This is a genomic window from Pseudomonas sp. NPDC086251, from assembly GCF_044746405.1.
GTDB lineage: Bacteria > Pseudomonadota > Gammaproteobacteria > Pseudomonadales > Pseudomonadaceae > Aquipseudomonas.
The window spans coordinates 1-14166 of sequence record NZ_JBIVBY010000052.1; the positions used below are offsets into that span (position 1 = coordinate 1).

Here is a 14166-nt window from a genome sequence, read left to right on the forward strand (position 1 = left end):
GACTCAGCCGTCATCAACGAACCTGCGGCATCCGCAAGCGGACCAGGCGTCGGTAAAGCCCCTGTGGGCACGGAAGATGTGGTCATCGATTTCGATACCGAGCCCGCTCCGACGGCCAAGCGCTTACCGTCCATAGTGGAAGAAGGGGAGCCAAGGAAAAGTGTCAGTGAAGTGCCATCTTCGGCTGACAAGTACGACACTCGGGTCATCGTGAAGCTCGAATCGGATCCAGTCACTGATCAGGCCGTACAGCGGATGCAAGCCAAACACCCCGACAACACGGTGGTGATCGAGCGTGATGCACGAGGTAACAACACCGTGGTGGCCGGCGATCCCAATAGCATCAGCGGACGCGCCAAGGTGGAACTGCTGGGCCATCATGATACCGCGCCAGATGGCTCGCCAACCCTGGGAGGGCTCAATAGCAAGGAATTGACTCAGGAGGTGGTCAAGTTACGCGCAGAGAATGGCTCTGCCCTTAACGTGAGCAAGGTGACCGCTGTGGGATGCAATACGGGGACGTGCGCTAATCCGTCGAGTGTGACTGGCCAGTTGGACAAGTCGCTAAAAGCGCAGGGTATTGAAACGACCGTTAAAGGGTATGAAGGCTCAATTTCGGTGAATGTCCAAGGGAGCAAGCATCCTGTGAGTGATAGCGATTCTACCGCGTTGGGGAAGAAAAGTTATAAGTTTGATGGGGGAAGTTCCTCGAAGGAGATCAACTCTGGGGAAGTCCACGGTATAAATTCGGGCACTGTCAAGACTCTAGGAGCGTACAAGACAACAGGAACGTACGTATTCGATAATAGTGGAAAATATAAAATTGGTACTAGCGTGCAGGCGCAAAAACAACTCGCTTTAGCTTTTGATCGTGACGCGACGGTTCCCTCCGCATCGTTGGAGGCGAAACAGTCCCAGCAATTAAAGGCGAGCTATCTAAATAAAGGAGTGACAGCCCGCGAGCAGGACTCGGTAGATCATTATACCCAACAAGGTTCTGTCTACATGAATGAAGCCTCTGAAGCACTCAGAAATGAAGGGGTTAAACCTGGCGGGCTTATAGCAGAACACATAAACAATACGGAGTCCTTCATCAATAAAATGGCGCAGCCATCTGCAACCCCCATATTTAGAGTGATGCGCGCCGAAGAGCCTATAGACAGTATATTCAATAAGATTGAACCGGGACGCGTCATGATGGGCAACGGTTTTTTATCTACGTCCCTATCACCAAGTCTAGTCAAAGGCTTCAAAGGAACGCCAAGCTCGACGAATCCATTGATTTATTATCGACTGGATGGCGTACGCTCAGGCGCTAATGTCATGGGTGTTCGCTCAGATCAATGGGAGGTGTTGGTTCAAAAAAATACTCCATTTGTAATTAATTCCGTCACTAAGACGAACAATGGAAACGCGCTGTTTATCTCGGCCAGCGAAGGTGTGAATATCCCTGATTCAACCGTTTTGGATATGGGGCTTTGGAAGGAACTGCCTTTAAGTTCCGACCAGATTCTCAAGCCCAACGCCGGGAAATAACGCAGGAACGTTAAAGCCAGAATTATCGTGAGCTTGAAAGGGCTACCTCGCAGGCTCACGATACAAGGACGCAGTTTGCTAAGAAACCATCGTATAGCGTTAGTTCCGTAGCCGGCGTTGTGATTCACACCATGAAGTCACTTCAGGTGAAAAAAACCGTTAAAAAGGGCATATTGGGCAATATAAAAAATCCGATTTATGCACTTCAAGATGGATATCTATAGCGCCGAGATTGGATCGTCAGAATACACCGTCATTCTACGTTTGCATCTAGTGTTCTAAAAAGAACGCTGCGCTGAGCTTTTTCAAAGCAGTATCCATCTACGCTTTCCAGACAAAAACCTTCATGTCTTAAAATGAGACAGGAGGTTCCATGAGCAACATTCCGTTCGACGTTTTTGACTGACATAGAAAGTCTACCACCAGTGGTTATTGCGCTCGGTTGTTTGAGCCACAATGTGCACGCGCTAAAGACGAGTTGACCTGTACGAAAATACAGCGTCGGATATATACTTTTAATTAATCTTTTAATTCGGCTACGACCATCTCTGACCGAGTGCCTCAGAGGCTCAAAGAGTGCGCCAGAACGGCCTGGCCGTTGCCCTGCGGGAGTTGGGCCGGATCGAGCGATCGCTGTTTATCCTCGACTGGCTGCAAAGTGTCGAGCTACGTCGTTGTGTGTATTCTGGCCTGAACAGGGGCGAGCCACGGAACGCCTTGGCCAGGGCGGTATTCTTCAGGATTTGGGTAGCGTCGAACACGATAAAAAAACCCACACCTCCCAGGGCAAGAGATGTGGGCAAAGGTGCAATGTCAATCACTGGTGTTCGAAAGGGCGCACATCCTAACCCAGAGGGTCCTTCACGACCTCAGAGCACGTATGTCGGCTTCCGTTACGAATTAAAAGCGCAAACCGGGTGGATCGGAAGTAGGGAAAACCCTCAACGGCAGGACATCGTAAAGAATCACGACCTTTTTACGAATGCTCGCCTGCTACGTGCAGTACCTCATAAACAGCCTCGCTGTCTGGCCTTGCCACACAGCAGCAGGGCCTGCGTAGCCCTTTTGGGAAGGCTGACTCAAGCGGCGGCCGGACATGAAGGGAGGTAAGGGCGGCGCAGTTGGACCATTTATTGAGCTGGTGATACCGATTGCAGGTAATTGGAAAAGCCCTGCTCGGTTTCGCAGCGCCAGGATGCCCAAAGGTTAGAGCGTTTTGTGCTCCCTACGTCCAACTCAAATGCCAACCAATTGCGCGCGAGCATCACATAACGGTTAAAACCAGGAAACAACATCATTTCGACGCGATGCTGCACATCGATGGATTGGAGCTTACCGGCGGTATGATTCAGCAGCTGAAGAAAAAGCCGTTCGGTGACCCCGACCAAGAAAGGATGCACCACCCCCGAGGACGTGAACTGCTGAATCTGTGACCAGTTGGACGTCGGAGGAATGTCCAGGCGATAACACAACTGCCCCAGGTGGCCACGTGCACATCTCCGGGGACGATGGAGACCCGTAACATCTTTTGCTCAGCCACACGGCTCAACGACTCGAGAAGACGCTTGCGCTCGCCCTAATGATCGCCATGCGACCAGTGATCTTTTAAGTCATCCGCATTGCTGTCGAGCACATGATCCTGGCCAAAAATATCGAGTAACCCTTCGGCTAACGACAACTTGGGGTGTGTCACAGGCACCGAGGACATGAAGATCAGGTGCTGGCATTTGGTATCGGAAGGCACCGCTTTGTCGTCTCGAAGGGTGTTGAACCACGTTTGCATGGCGCTCCAAGTATCGGCACCCAATACCTGAGTGCGAGAGTGTTCAGTACGCAAATCAGCAACAAACAGCGATAAGGGCCCCAAATGGTAACCAAAGCTGAACCCCGGTTGCCCCTCAAGAAGTGGCAGGGGCACGATTGTGTTGCAACTGGGGCGCCCCACTGAATCGGCTGGTACTGTGGATCCTGCGGGGAAACGTGCGCATGCTGCGAAGCCTGAAGGGGCGGCAGGTCCGCAAGCGCATGCTGCATCTGGAACACCCAGAACGCCTTACGCGCATGCCGCATCATCACCTTGAATAACTCACAGTGTTGCATCGCCGGGCTGTAAGATCCCCAACCGTCGAAAATATCATGGTCATCCCACATCATCACCGTCGGGATTCTCGCTATCGCATCTGGCCCCACCATGCCCCCAGTCGCGTCGACTTTCAGGCAGCCAGCGACTCGCGTACAGACCGAAATAATAGGCCTAAATCTCTCGATCCAGCTTGGCCGGTACCTTGAATGCCAATTGCATCTTGCGTGACATGCCGACCCATTTTTTGAGCGGCTTCATATCCTCCCAAATCGAGTCAAAATAAATCTGATCGCCCCCATCATTAATACATGGAAACGCTGAAGCCCGTTGTCATGGATTTGTTGTTCGTGCCACATCTGTTCCTTGTCTAACAAGTAGTCCGTTGAGCGCAACGAGCTGTCGTGGCTGCTGATCAGATCAGCCCAAACGGCCGTCTCCGGGCGTACCAATTTTCGCATGCTGCTAGGGTCTGAATTACCATTGCATGATACGTAAGCCATTCGGGGCACAACATCCCGGCCTGGGATTGAAAACTGCCATTGCGGTCCCCCGTCGATACCGTACTGAATAGTCCGTTCCTGATTGTATAATTCACAGCTCAGATCGTTTCGAAGGAGGGTCTCCTTGGGGCGCTCCAGCAAAATAGTGGGCTCCGGACAGACTCTGCCGTCAACCGAAAGCGCCGGAAACACCGAGCCGCTGACGACGTCAATCAGGACGGTGACTGCCACTGGCCACTGTCATTGATACCGCGAAAAGAAAGAACAGGTCCCACCGTAAAAAGTGCTTTTAGACATCCTTGTAATCTTCTATAAGTTCTGCTGTGGTGTCCTACCATGGCTGCGCATCGCCCACCATGAGGTAATAACAATCTCTCTGGCTCTGTCTCAGCAACTAGGCTGTTGATTTTTTTGCTGTATTGGTCGTTAACGGATGGTCACCTGCTGATTCATTCGTCACATTGAATTGAAGCGCTATGCAAAAGATAAAATATTCGCGCCGAGGATTTGTCTTGGAATGTAGGGATTCCGTCATCATTTGCCTCAACAAAAGTACTGAGCCTGCTCGACCCAACGGCTAGACGCTGAAAAAAACGCGTTGCGGGAGGGCGCAGCATGTTGCTGCGGCGAAGCACCTGACTGCGACCCCCTCAGGAATGGCCGGGTGTTTTAATGGCTTGAAAGAGAAGGGAATTGGACGGTATGCACTACCCATTGAAATGGCCAAGACGGGTGCGCACTTGATGTAAGTGCAGAACGTGTCCTGACCTTAGCGGGCTGCAAAGGTGACTTGATCGCATGGATTATGGAGTGTGGTAGAGAGAAAGCTAACGGGCAGGCCTTATACAAAAAAAGCGTCCGCCCATTAAAAATTGGACACCGTCCACACCGCCAGCTTTCTCAGGAGATCAGTTGTACTCGATAATTTTCGCGCAGCCTGTAGGCGGATATGTCACCGCCGGTAGGGAAATCTTTAATGCGTCGTGACAGGCATTTGAAATGAGAAAACCCGCAGGTTGCCCTGCCGGGTTTTTTGTTCTCCCTGTCGCCCTGCCAAGGGTTGAGAACGCGCAGGACCATAGCAGCTTTTTTTCGATGGTATAGAACGTCGAGAGGCGTCAGGGCGATGGGGAGCCATTAAAAGGCAACGCCCCACGCCGCTGAACGCTGCTCGATTGCCCCCGCGACATGGCAGCGACGCGCCAACCCATGACTATCGAGGCCGGATTTTTCCTCACCCAGCCTTGAAAGGTCAAGCCCCCCGCTACTTCTGAAAAAACCTCGCAGGTTTGGGCCGGAGCGTTCGCCAGAATCAATCCATGCCACCGAACCCTGGCAAGGCTGCATTATTCCGAGCGAAAGCCATCTGCTCTGAATTGAATCGCATTTTCTCGCGCAATCATTTGCGCGCGAACGGTTTTAATGTTCAGCGCGAGCGCCGCCGCATTGATCGTGTTGCCAGCTTCCGCCAGTTTGCGTAAGGCCGGCGCCAATTTGGCGCGCTCTTTTTGCAACTGAAGGTAATGGGCATCCGGAGTGCGAGGTGCAGTTAGCCCGCTAACACCAATCTGAATATGCTGGATCGTATTTCCGGCGGCAAAAAACTCCTCTTTTTGCTCCTCCAAGGCCGCCACAATGGCCTCGCGTGGCGCCAATCTTGGCTCGTCGATCACGGTGTTTCCTCATTAAGTTATTGCCAGATATCACCCGGCGCAGTGAGGGCCAGGTTGATTGAAATGCCCTGCTGCTCAGGTCCTCGAGGCTGTCAGCAACGTCGCTGCGCATTTAACCCGCGGCCTTGAGGTCACTTCTGTAGGCGAATACTGAAAATGCGGCCAGCGCTCACGAGGCGGTGCTGGCAGACGGCGCCGGGCACCTCGTCAATGGTTGAAGGTGGTTACGCCAACAGCTTAAGGAATCCCCTACAGTCCTCGCGACTCAACACCGCGTAAGCTGGAATGGATAAATACGCTCTCCTTCATCGGACTAGGGTAAGTCACCGCGGGCACCAGCACTGATTGGCCGCCCCCTATCCAACAACATAAAAGTCCCCTATGCGAGTTAAAAATGCGCAAGTCGTTTAATATTTTAAGTGAATCGGGCGCCAACGAGACCCGGAATACGCCAACGAATAATAAAGTGCTCATAGTGGACGAACATCCGATTATTCGGTCGGCGCTGCATACATGTGTATCACAGCATGGCCTGGAAGGGATCGCCGAGGCGCGCGATGGAAGAGAAGCCATTCGGCATCTTCATCAACATGAGCCGGAGCTGATGATCATCGAGCTGGATCTTCCTGCGTTGAGTGGTTTGGTGGTTCTTGAACATATCAAACTGCTGAAATTACCCATTAAAACACTGGTTTTTTCGGCCCATACGTCGCGTTTATCAATCCTCAATTGCGTCTTTGCCGGTGCGCATGGGTTCGTCAGCAAAGGGGAGGATCTCAGCGCCTTGTCGATGGCATTACAGCGTGTAAAGAGCGGCGAGACATTTTATCCAGACTGGGTTCAACAAGACCAAAATTTGGGTGCTGAAGACCCAATGACGGTTTTATCGGGGCGTGAACGTCAGGTTCTCCAATTGTTGTCTGAAGGGCTGAGTAACATTCAGGTCGCAGAACGCATGCAGTTGAGTGATAAGACCATCAGCACCTTCAAGACCCGCTCCTTACGAAAATTGAACGCCAAGAGTGTCGTGGAAATTGTGCACCGATTCAAATAACAGGCAAATGATTGCACGAGCACCGCCGCTGAGGCCCTTTGCCGACAGCGGGTCAGTCAGGACAATACCGGTCTTAGCAGGCGGCGCGCTCCGCGCTGTTTTGATTTCGACAGTGAATCGAATACCCCCGAGACCAGGCACACACGACCGAACAATAAACTGCTTATCGTGAACCAGCCCCCGCGTATTCATGTGGGAATGCATCGCGATTATCGCAGCCTGAGCTGGAAGTGATCGCCGGGACCAATGATAGAAAGAGGGATGAGGTCGCAAGGTCAAAGGGCAGGGCAAAGGCCATCAAGCTGCAGGTGTTTCTTGGGCGCTACCGGCAAACCGCATTCAGCTAGGCGGCCCAAGCGCACTTGGCGCCGCAAGCGCTTCAGATGATGGCAAAAGTCTTTGCGATACGATCAAGCCCAGCGCGCGACATGCCAGTCACGCGAAGCACCGGGCCGCTGATACAGAGTCGCTGACGCCAACAGAGTTGGGCGAATGGCTTCGTTACCTTGATACGCGGCCATTGCCAATCCACCGAGCTATTTCGGCGGGCCCGCGGCTTGCTGTGCGCGGTACGGTGGGAGCGCCTCATAAATAGCACGAGCAGCCTTTTGGGCGCCCAGCGGCACAAAGCTCAGACGCAGGAAAACTGACTGCGATTGCTCCGAGCCTGATGTTGATTATTCGAAGGGCATTAGGTCACCACATACAGGTGTTACAACCCGCCCTATCCTTGAAATAAGGACAACCAAAGAGTGACAACCGCATCTTTTAATCTGAATGATTGGTCACCAGACAAACTGCTCTACATCAGCATCATAGTCGCCGTTTTTCTTGCGCTTCTCATCGTTACAACATGGCAAGCATTCTCCGTAAAGGGGCGCTGCTTTCAACGTTGGTACTGGGTGATCTGTAGTTTTCTAATGTGGGCTGGGATAAGTGCCTTTGTATACTTCTGTATGTTCCCACCGGCGCTCGTAGACGAGTCAGGCTGCCTTCTTGGCGAAATGCCACCTCAATTGGGATTGGCGGGCGCGGTGGTTTGGCTGGGATCTTTCGCTTCGCCCCTAGGCTACGCCGCTAAAGCGCTAAGGCCGATCTTGCTGCGGTGGCGCCAATGAAAACTGCGGTTTGCAATCGCTCAAGCGTCCAGCGTAACTGCGGTTCCGCTAGAGGTTCTTCACGGAATGGATTCACGCCATTGCTGGGTCATTAGACACCGCTATCTGACAAGCCTTCTCGCCGAACTGGGTGTCCGTATTTTCGGCAAGTGCCGAAGATATAGATCGCGTCTCGACCTGCATCCATGGTTGGTCTGATGCAGGCCGAGCGGTAATGAGTTGGCGCGCGAGAGGCGGTCTGAGTTATAGACCCCCCGGTCGAGGCATACTCTGTAGTTGCCTCTCGCGCCCCGGAGCGAAGTCTATGAGCAACCTGAAATATTCGGTAACTTGCAATCTGTAAGAAATTGTTTCCATAAAAGCTGGGCGCCAACTAAATTTTTAGACGCTATGGAGGCGAATGTTGGGGAATGGGGTTCCACTGATCTGAAGTATAGGGTAACTGCTGGGCACGGGGCTCAGATGCTAAGGAAATATTGATGTTGGTGGGGGGTTGAAAAAGAGTAAGCGTCCGCCGAAGTCACCTTGCGCGACTCAGGCCGGCACCCACTGATGCGGCAGCAGTTAATCAATCTCACTGGCACGGTGCGTTGCCAGCCCCGTCTGCAACATCTTTGAGATAGGCATATGGATCATGCCCATTCATGCGCGTCGACTGGATCAAACTCATGATCGCCGCTGCTCGTTTGCCGCTGCGTAGCGAACCGGCGAACAACCAGTTGGAGCGACCGAGTGCCTACGGCCGTATCTGGTTTTCCAGGGGATTATTATCTATGGGCACAGCACCGTCCTCGATATATCGGGCCAGTGCGCCCTAGCGCTTGAGGCTGTAATCCAGAGCTTTGGCGATAGCCGAGCCTTCAGGCACAAGGGTCGTGCTTGGCCAGCATCCAGGTATGCAGTGCGTCGATAAGGGGCGCCGATTTTTCCTGACGTATTCGCCAGCAATCCTCGTCGGTCATTTCCCGCGCTTGCTGTTCGATTTCATACAACCCGCCAATTGAGTGCAGCGCCTGTTCGGCCAGTTGGCTTTTGTTCGTCGCATGCAGATCGAAGAACTTGCGGCGGGCATGGCCATGCAGCCGATTTCGGTGATGCCTTGCTGAAAGCTTGCTTTGTAGCCGGCGAAATCATCGCAAACCAGCTTGCCGTTCCATTGCCCAAGGAAGTTGCGTGCATGCTCACCCGCACGGCTCTGGCTGAGGTCGTAAACCACTGCTTTAAGTGCCGAAACCGGTGTTGTGCAGTAGGCCCGGACATAAGCAGGATGGGTTTTCTTTTCGCCCGGCGCGAGCGTCTGCACTGGGGTTTCGTCTGCGTGAATCACGCCTTGGCTGAGTACCGCTTCGCGCAGCGCATTAACCAGGGGCTGGAGCTGCACACCGGTTTGGCCGATCGAGCGGGCAATAGCCAGGCCGACGCGGCCAAAGATTTTCTTTTGTCGGTACAGCGGCAAATGGTCGGCGAATTTAGCCACCAGCACGTGAGCCAGCAGACCTGCGGTCGGGATGCCCATGTCGATAACTTGGGCCGGCAACGGTGCCTGGTTCAGTGTTTCGCGCTGGCCGCAGGCCCATTTCCGACGCACGTGCTGCTCGACGGTGAACACGCCCGGCGTGTAATCCAGCTTCTCGCTGACGTCCTCGACGATCGGCTGGAGCTGACAGCCGCAGGGGCAATGGGTGTTCGGGTTCGTGATAAATCACGGTGCGCGGAAACTGCGCAGGCAAAGGTACACGCTTGGGTTGCTTGCGTGGTTCGGCCGGCGCAGCCGGCGGATTCAACGCTTTCAGCTAGGCTTCGATGGCGATGTCGGTATTAAGAAGGTCGTCGAGCAGGCTGCCCTGAGCAGGACTCAATTGCTCACTGCGCTTGGCAAAACTTGTTACGTTTGAACCATGCGATTTCGTGGGTGAGTTGCTCGATGATGGTTTGGTCGCGGTCGTTCTTCTTGCCCATCCTGTCGACTTGCTGCCCGAGAGAATCAACCTGCGACAGCAACTGCGCAGCGAATGCACGCAGTTGGTCGGGGGGCATCTGATCGAGGTCGGGCGAGCAGGTAGCTTGCGGCAGCAGGCCAAGGAGCTAATTACAGCTTTTTGAAGCAGTGTTATTACACCGCCAACCCCAACACGCTGCCAAGTAGGCCGAGCACAAACGCTTGAAGTTGCTCGGTATCCAGCTCCATCTCGCAGCCTTGTCGAATGCCGGGCCAGTGTAATTTTCCTTGGTTCAATCGGCGAGCAGCCAACCAGACTCCAAACCCGTCATGCACCAGCACTTTCATGCGAGTTGCGCGGTGATTGGCAAACAGATAAGCGCAGTGCGGCTTCGCCGCACCGAGCACCGCGATCACCCTGGCCAGCGACGTTTCAGTGCCGGCACGCATGTCCAAGGGCTCGGTGGCAAGCCAGATGGTCTCGATGCGAATCATTGCGTGAGTCCACGGACAAAACGAGCGCAGCCTTCAGGATCAGACATCGGCCATTTCACTGACATCGACTACTCGCCAAATGGCAGCTCAATAATCGCCAAAGCTTCCGTCTGCCGCTTGGGTGTAGCTCTCAACGGAACGAAGCCGGCAACGCTGCTGGTGGCTGATCTCGGTAAAGCGGTAGCCACTTGCGGATCACGTTGGCGTGGATGCCGTGGAGGATGGCAACACTGGATAGGGTTGCGCCCGGTTGCAGGCATTCCTGAACAACCTGGGCCTTGAAGAATTCGGGTAAGAGCTTCCTTGGCGCATGGAAATCCTGACGTTAAGGGCGATCGCGTCCGCTTAAAAATACGCGGACACCATCGTCCTTAATGCTGGAGTTCGGAAGGTGACTTCTCCAGACGCTTACCCCGCATGTGGCAATTAGGCGGTAGGTGAGCGCAAGGCTTCATGCCGAAGGGAGTTTTAGCGGTAATAGAGTTATTTATGGCACGTGTTTGTAGTGTAACCCTCCTCGATCACAGATAGACGAGTTCAAGTGTTGCGGACCCATTCAGATTAATAGGGACAGTCGTATTAAGACTGTTTTTCGGCGCGATCATGGGTCTGATGATCATGGGAACTGACACCGTAGTGAGCAGGCTTGGCGGAGCGCCCGCAGCGACTTTACTCCATGAAGAGGTAGTAGTGATCGCGCCACGAAGCAATGTAGCGTTGTTAGCCCCGCTCACCGAGAACCATGTGCTGCCATTGTCCGTCGACATGGTCATATAACCTGGCGCGCTGTCGATGACGGGGTGATCTAAATAAATTTGATAATTGCCAATGTTATTGCCGTCGCTGTCCGTGCCCAAGCCGAAATACTTGCCATCCGAAGCACCGGGAAAGTACGTGGTGGCGTGAACGTTATCGATGGCGGACAGCCCAATCAAGGTCGGGCCGATACAACTGACATCCAGGTTGCCTGCCGCCGCCTCAGCCAGGTCAGTACGGGCCGCCTGATTTAGCGCCCCTGCAGCAATCGTGCCCAATGACACGTTTAAGTCCCCACTGAGGGCAATCGAACAGGAGGGAGGGGTCACAAATCCATTAACGGCGAGCCCAGCCGTGGAGGCTGCAACGGCGCCATGTGCTATCAGAACCAGTGGGATCACGAATAATTGTTTCATCGCTGCGCTCTCCAAGGTGGATCTGCTGAGTTAACGCATGAGCTAAATGGTACTTTTGAGCATTCGGTCCCTCTAGTTGCATACGCCCGTTCAGGACGAGCGTCTTGTGCAATACCGCATAGAGCCCTGAATCACCGCGTTTACAAATAGATCAGCTCAAAAGTCGCAGAACCGTCGAGCACAATTTCCGTCGTGGTATCGAGCGTATTGCGTGGCTGAATTTGCTCACCGACCGTGATGGTTCCCGTCATAGTGGTCATCGCTTTGGGCACCGTAGTCGGTGTCGTCGCGGAGTCAAAGGCATACGTTTTTGAGGCTAAGGCGTACGTTTCGATTAGGGCTGTACTCGAGACAGCAGCCCACGTGCCGGCAGTCGGATCGGCTGTGACTTTAAGTTGCCCGACGCCACCATCGACCAGAACATCCTTGATCGCAATGTTGAAATAACCAATGGGATTATTCGCGCTATCAAAACCCAGCCCGTATTTCGTCGCGTTAGCAGTCCCCGGTACACTGGAAGTTCGATTATCGACCAGTCTTAAGCCGGTATAAGCGGGGCTCAAACAGCTGATACTAAGCGCCTGGTCTTTGCGTTGCGATTGAAGCGAGGCGCCGGTGATGCCGGTGGGGTTTAAGACGATATTGCCATAATCTACTTGCCCGGTCCCGGCCAAGGCAATGTCACAGGACGGCGGCTCGATGGTGCCGGTCACGCTTAGATTCAGTGAAGTGGCTGCTACCGCTGCATGGGTGAGCAAACAGAAGGGTAAAACTAATAGTTTTTTCATAGCGTACCTTCCTAAAAAAAAGCGGAATGCCTCGCTGGGCCGCTCAGCGGTTAAACACAAAGCATCAGCCTAACGCTTCTGCCTCCAGAGTCCTGTGTTTATCACCTCACGTAAGGGATTAAATATCGTTTTAGCCAGGGTTTTCTGTAGGGCGATCCTGATCTTAATCGGCCGTTGCGCATACGAATGGGCTCATGCGCTCTAAGTTCGAGGATAACTGCGCCAGCAGGGACAGCGGCCAGCAGCATTTCGGCAAGGGAACGCAACGTTCTCGGCAAATCGATCGCACATGCATCCGCGAAGCTAATGCATGGCATATGTCCGGTGTTCTCGCGAGCCGTTCAGCAAAATGCCCTCGATCGCGGGCGAGTCGAGCGCCGTGCCAGAGGGTGCTCAGGCCAGGAATCTGTCGGACGCACCTTCGCCATCGAAGCCGATCCGAAAAGCGGCCTGGCCGTTGAATCGATTACGCCAAAGAAGCCATGACCTTTAACGTTTTTTCGATGTCGGCTGTGCTATTAACGATGCCCGCCGAGAACCTCACCGTTGATTGGCGGTACGGTGTGGCACTGGCGATGATGGAATGATTTTTCAATGCGCTGACCACGGCTCTGGGCTCCATCCCTTTTACTTCGCAGCAGACAATGCCCGCCGACAACTCAGGCTGAAGCGGTGTGTGGAGCGTGACGTGATGCATTTGTTCCAGACCCTCTTTCAGCGCACCGTTAAGCTGTGCAACGCGATCGGCGATGCGCTTGCGCCCGATTTGCTTGATGAATTCGAAGGCCTCGATCACCCCCCACTGGTTTTCGAAAGCCAGAAACCCGCCAGGGCTGACCCAGCAGGCCTGCGTTGCGCCCATAGGTGCCCGTTCCTGCCGCCAGGCATTGGCGGGCTCGCTGGCCATGATGCTGGGAATGGTCGGGATGATGTGCGCCCAACTGGCTTCTTTCGCCCATACAAGCCCCGTGCCGTGTGGGCCAAGAATCCATTTGTGAGTTCCGGAACTGAAAAAGTCGCACCCCAGATCGGAGACATCCTGGTCGATGCAGCCAAACCCGTGCACACCGTCGACCACGTATAAAATCTGATTGTTCTGCTCACGTTTCCGGTTGGCTTCGATGATGACGGTGCCGATGTCCTTGATTGGAAGTCTGACACCAGTCCCGGAATGCACCCAGGTCATGGCGACCACACGCGTAGCGGGCATGATGGCGTGGCGCACCTGCTCGACGATGCGCTCTGCGCTGACCTCGTCGCGGTGCTGGTAAAGGTCGATGCGGCGAATGCTGGCGCCCCACTTCAATGAGGCCAGACGCATGGCTTCATCGTGGGTGTACCACTCGTGGGTCGTGGTGAGGATTTCTTGATGGGGCTGCAAGCGCAGCCCGTTATAAATCATCGACAACCCCTGTGTGGTGCTGGTGGTGAGCGCGATCTCCTCCGCTTGGCCATTCACATAGTCAGCTGCCGCAACGCACACCTTGCGCCACAGCATGTCTTGCGCAGCGCCAAACATATGATCTTCAAGATACGTGTAGGGGTTTTCGTCGAAGGCTTGACGGTGACGTGCCATCGCCTCACGTACCGGTAAGGGGGTGGACGCCAAGAAGAAGTTGGAAAGGTGTACGACCTCGGAGGCGAGCTTGAATTGGGCGCGAATTGACGCCCAGTCATGCGGGTCCATCTCGAGTGGCAATTCCCTGGCAATCACGCCAACCGCGGGGCTTAAGAGCAGGCTGCTGGCCAGACTTGCGGTCACTGTGCCTTTGAGAAAGTCGCGACGTGCGATAACCAAATTAGACTCC

The 14166-nt window shown here is 54.0% G+C and carries 10 protein-coding genes and 3 pseudogenes; 3 read left to right on the forward strand and 10 right to left on the reverse strand.

Translation table 11 applies throughout. From position 1 onward, the window contains the following. Positions 1-1536, forward strand: a 1536-nt coding sequence (locus ACIPL2_RS33115) for a C80 family cysteine peptidase (RefSeq protein ID WP_401364468.1), incomplete at its 5' end; no start/stop codon positions are given. Between the two features lie 579 nt (positions 1537-2115). Then, positions 2116-2274: pseudogene (locus tag ACIPL2_RS33120) on the forward strand (Tn3 family transposase); the annotation flags it as partial. Positions 2275-2666: 392 nt separating this feature from the next. On the opposite strand, the gene ACIPL2_RS33125 reads toward ACIPL2_RS33120, so the two are convergent. From ACIPL2_RS33125 to ACIPL2_RS33140, 4 genes are all read right to left on the reverse strand, one after another. After that, a complete protein-coding gene (locus ACIPL2_RS33125; protein WP_401364471.1) occupies positions 2667-2924 on the reverse strand; it encodes a hypothetical protein in 258 nt (85 codons plus the stop codon). Between the two features lie 188 nt (positions 2925-3112). Then, on the reverse strand, positions 3113-3319 hold the full coding sequence (locus tag ACIPL2_RS33130; RefSeq protein WP_401364549.1) for a hypothetical protein: 207 nt from the start codon (positions 3317-3319) through the stop codon (positions 3113-3115). Continuing rightward, positions 3250-3729, reverse strand: a complete 480-nt coding sequence (locus tag ACIPL2_RS33135) for a hypothetical protein (RefSeq protein WP_401364474.1) — start codon at positions 3727-3729, stop codon at positions 3250-3252. Before ACIPL2_RS33135 ends, ACIPL2_RS33130 begins: the two co-directional genes overlap by 70 nt. Positions 3730-5465: 1736 nt before the next feature. Beyond that, entirely contained in the window at positions 5466-5792 is a 327-nt protein-coding gene (locus ACIPL2_RS33140; protein ID WP_401364477.1) for a hypothetical protein, read from the reverse strand. A 394-nt stretch (positions 5793-6186) separates the two neighbouring features. Between ACIPL2_RS33140 and ACIPL2_RS33145 the strand changes: the two genes are divergently transcribed. After that, entirely contained in the window at positions 6187-6846 is a 660-nt protein-coding gene (locus tag ACIPL2_RS33145; protein WP_401364479.1) for a response regulator, read from the forward strand. A 1682-nt stretch (positions 6847-8528) separates the two neighbouring features. Here the strand turns inward: ACIPL2_RS33145 and tnpC are convergent. The 6 genes and pseudogenes from tnpC to ACIPL2_RS33175 all read right to left on the reverse strand — a co-directional run bounded on the left by tnpC (position 8529) and on the right by ACIPL2_RS33175 (position 14156). Continuing rightward, positions 8529-10001: pseudogene (gene tnpC / locus ACIPL2_RS33150) on the reverse strand (IS66 family transposase). Positions 10002-10077: 76 nt separating this feature from the next. Then, complete coding sequence (gene tnpB / locus ACIPL2_RS33155; protein ID WP_401364482.1) at positions 10078-10398, reverse strand: IS66 family insertion sequence element accessory protein TnpB; 321 nt, start codon at positions 10396-10398, stop codon at positions 10078-10080. Between the two features lie 130 nt (positions 10399-10528). Further along, positions 10529-10675, reverse strand: a pseudogene (locus ACIPL2_RS33160) (transposase); the annotation flags it as partial. Positions 10676-10919: 244 nt separating this feature from the next. After that, complete coding sequence (locus ACIPL2_RS33165; protein WP_401364484.1) at positions 10920-11570, reverse strand: hypothetical protein; 651 nt, start codon at positions 11568-11570, stop codon at positions 10920-10922. Positions 11571-11710: 140 nt separating this feature from the next. Beyond that, positions 11711-12358, reverse strand: a complete 648-nt coding sequence (locus ACIPL2_RS33170) for a DUF1120 domain-containing protein (RefSeq protein ID WP_401364487.1) — start codon at positions 12356-12358, stop codon at positions 11711-11713. A gap of 466 nt (positions 12359-12824) precedes the next feature. Then, complete coding sequence (locus ACIPL2_RS33175) at positions 12825-14156, reverse strand: aminotransferase class V-fold PLP-dependent enzyme (protein ID WP_401364489.1); 1332 nt, start codon at positions 14154-14156, stop codon at positions 12825-12827. Positions 14157-14166: the final 10 nt, after the last annotated feature.

Bases quoted from the DNA above. Each gene is read 5' to 3' on its own strand.
- ACIPL2_RS33145 (WP_401364479.1), top strand. From the start codon at position 6,187: ATGCGCAAGTCGTTTAATATTTTAAGTGAATCGGGCGCCAACGAGACC.
- ACIPL2_RS33170 (WP_401364487.1), bottom strand. From the start codon at position 12,358: ATGAAAAAACTATTAGTTTTACCCTTCTGTTTGCTCACCCATGCAGCG.
- ACIPL2_RS33130 (WP_401364549.1), bottom strand. From the start codon at position 3,319: ATGCAAACGTGGTTCAACACCCTTCGAGACGACAAAGCGGTGCCTTCC.
- tnpB (WP_401364482.1), bottom strand. From the start codon at position 10,398: ATGATTCGCATCGAGACCATCTGGCTTGCCACCGAGCCCTTGGACATG.
- ACIPL2_RS33165 (WP_401364484.1), bottom strand. From the start codon at position 11,570: ATGAAACAATTATTCGTGATCCCACTGGTTCTGATAGCACATGGCGCC.
- ACIPL2_RS33135 (WP_401364474.1), bottom strand. From the start codon at position 3,729: ATGGTGGGGCCAGATGCGATAGCGAGAATCCCGACGGTGATGATGTGG.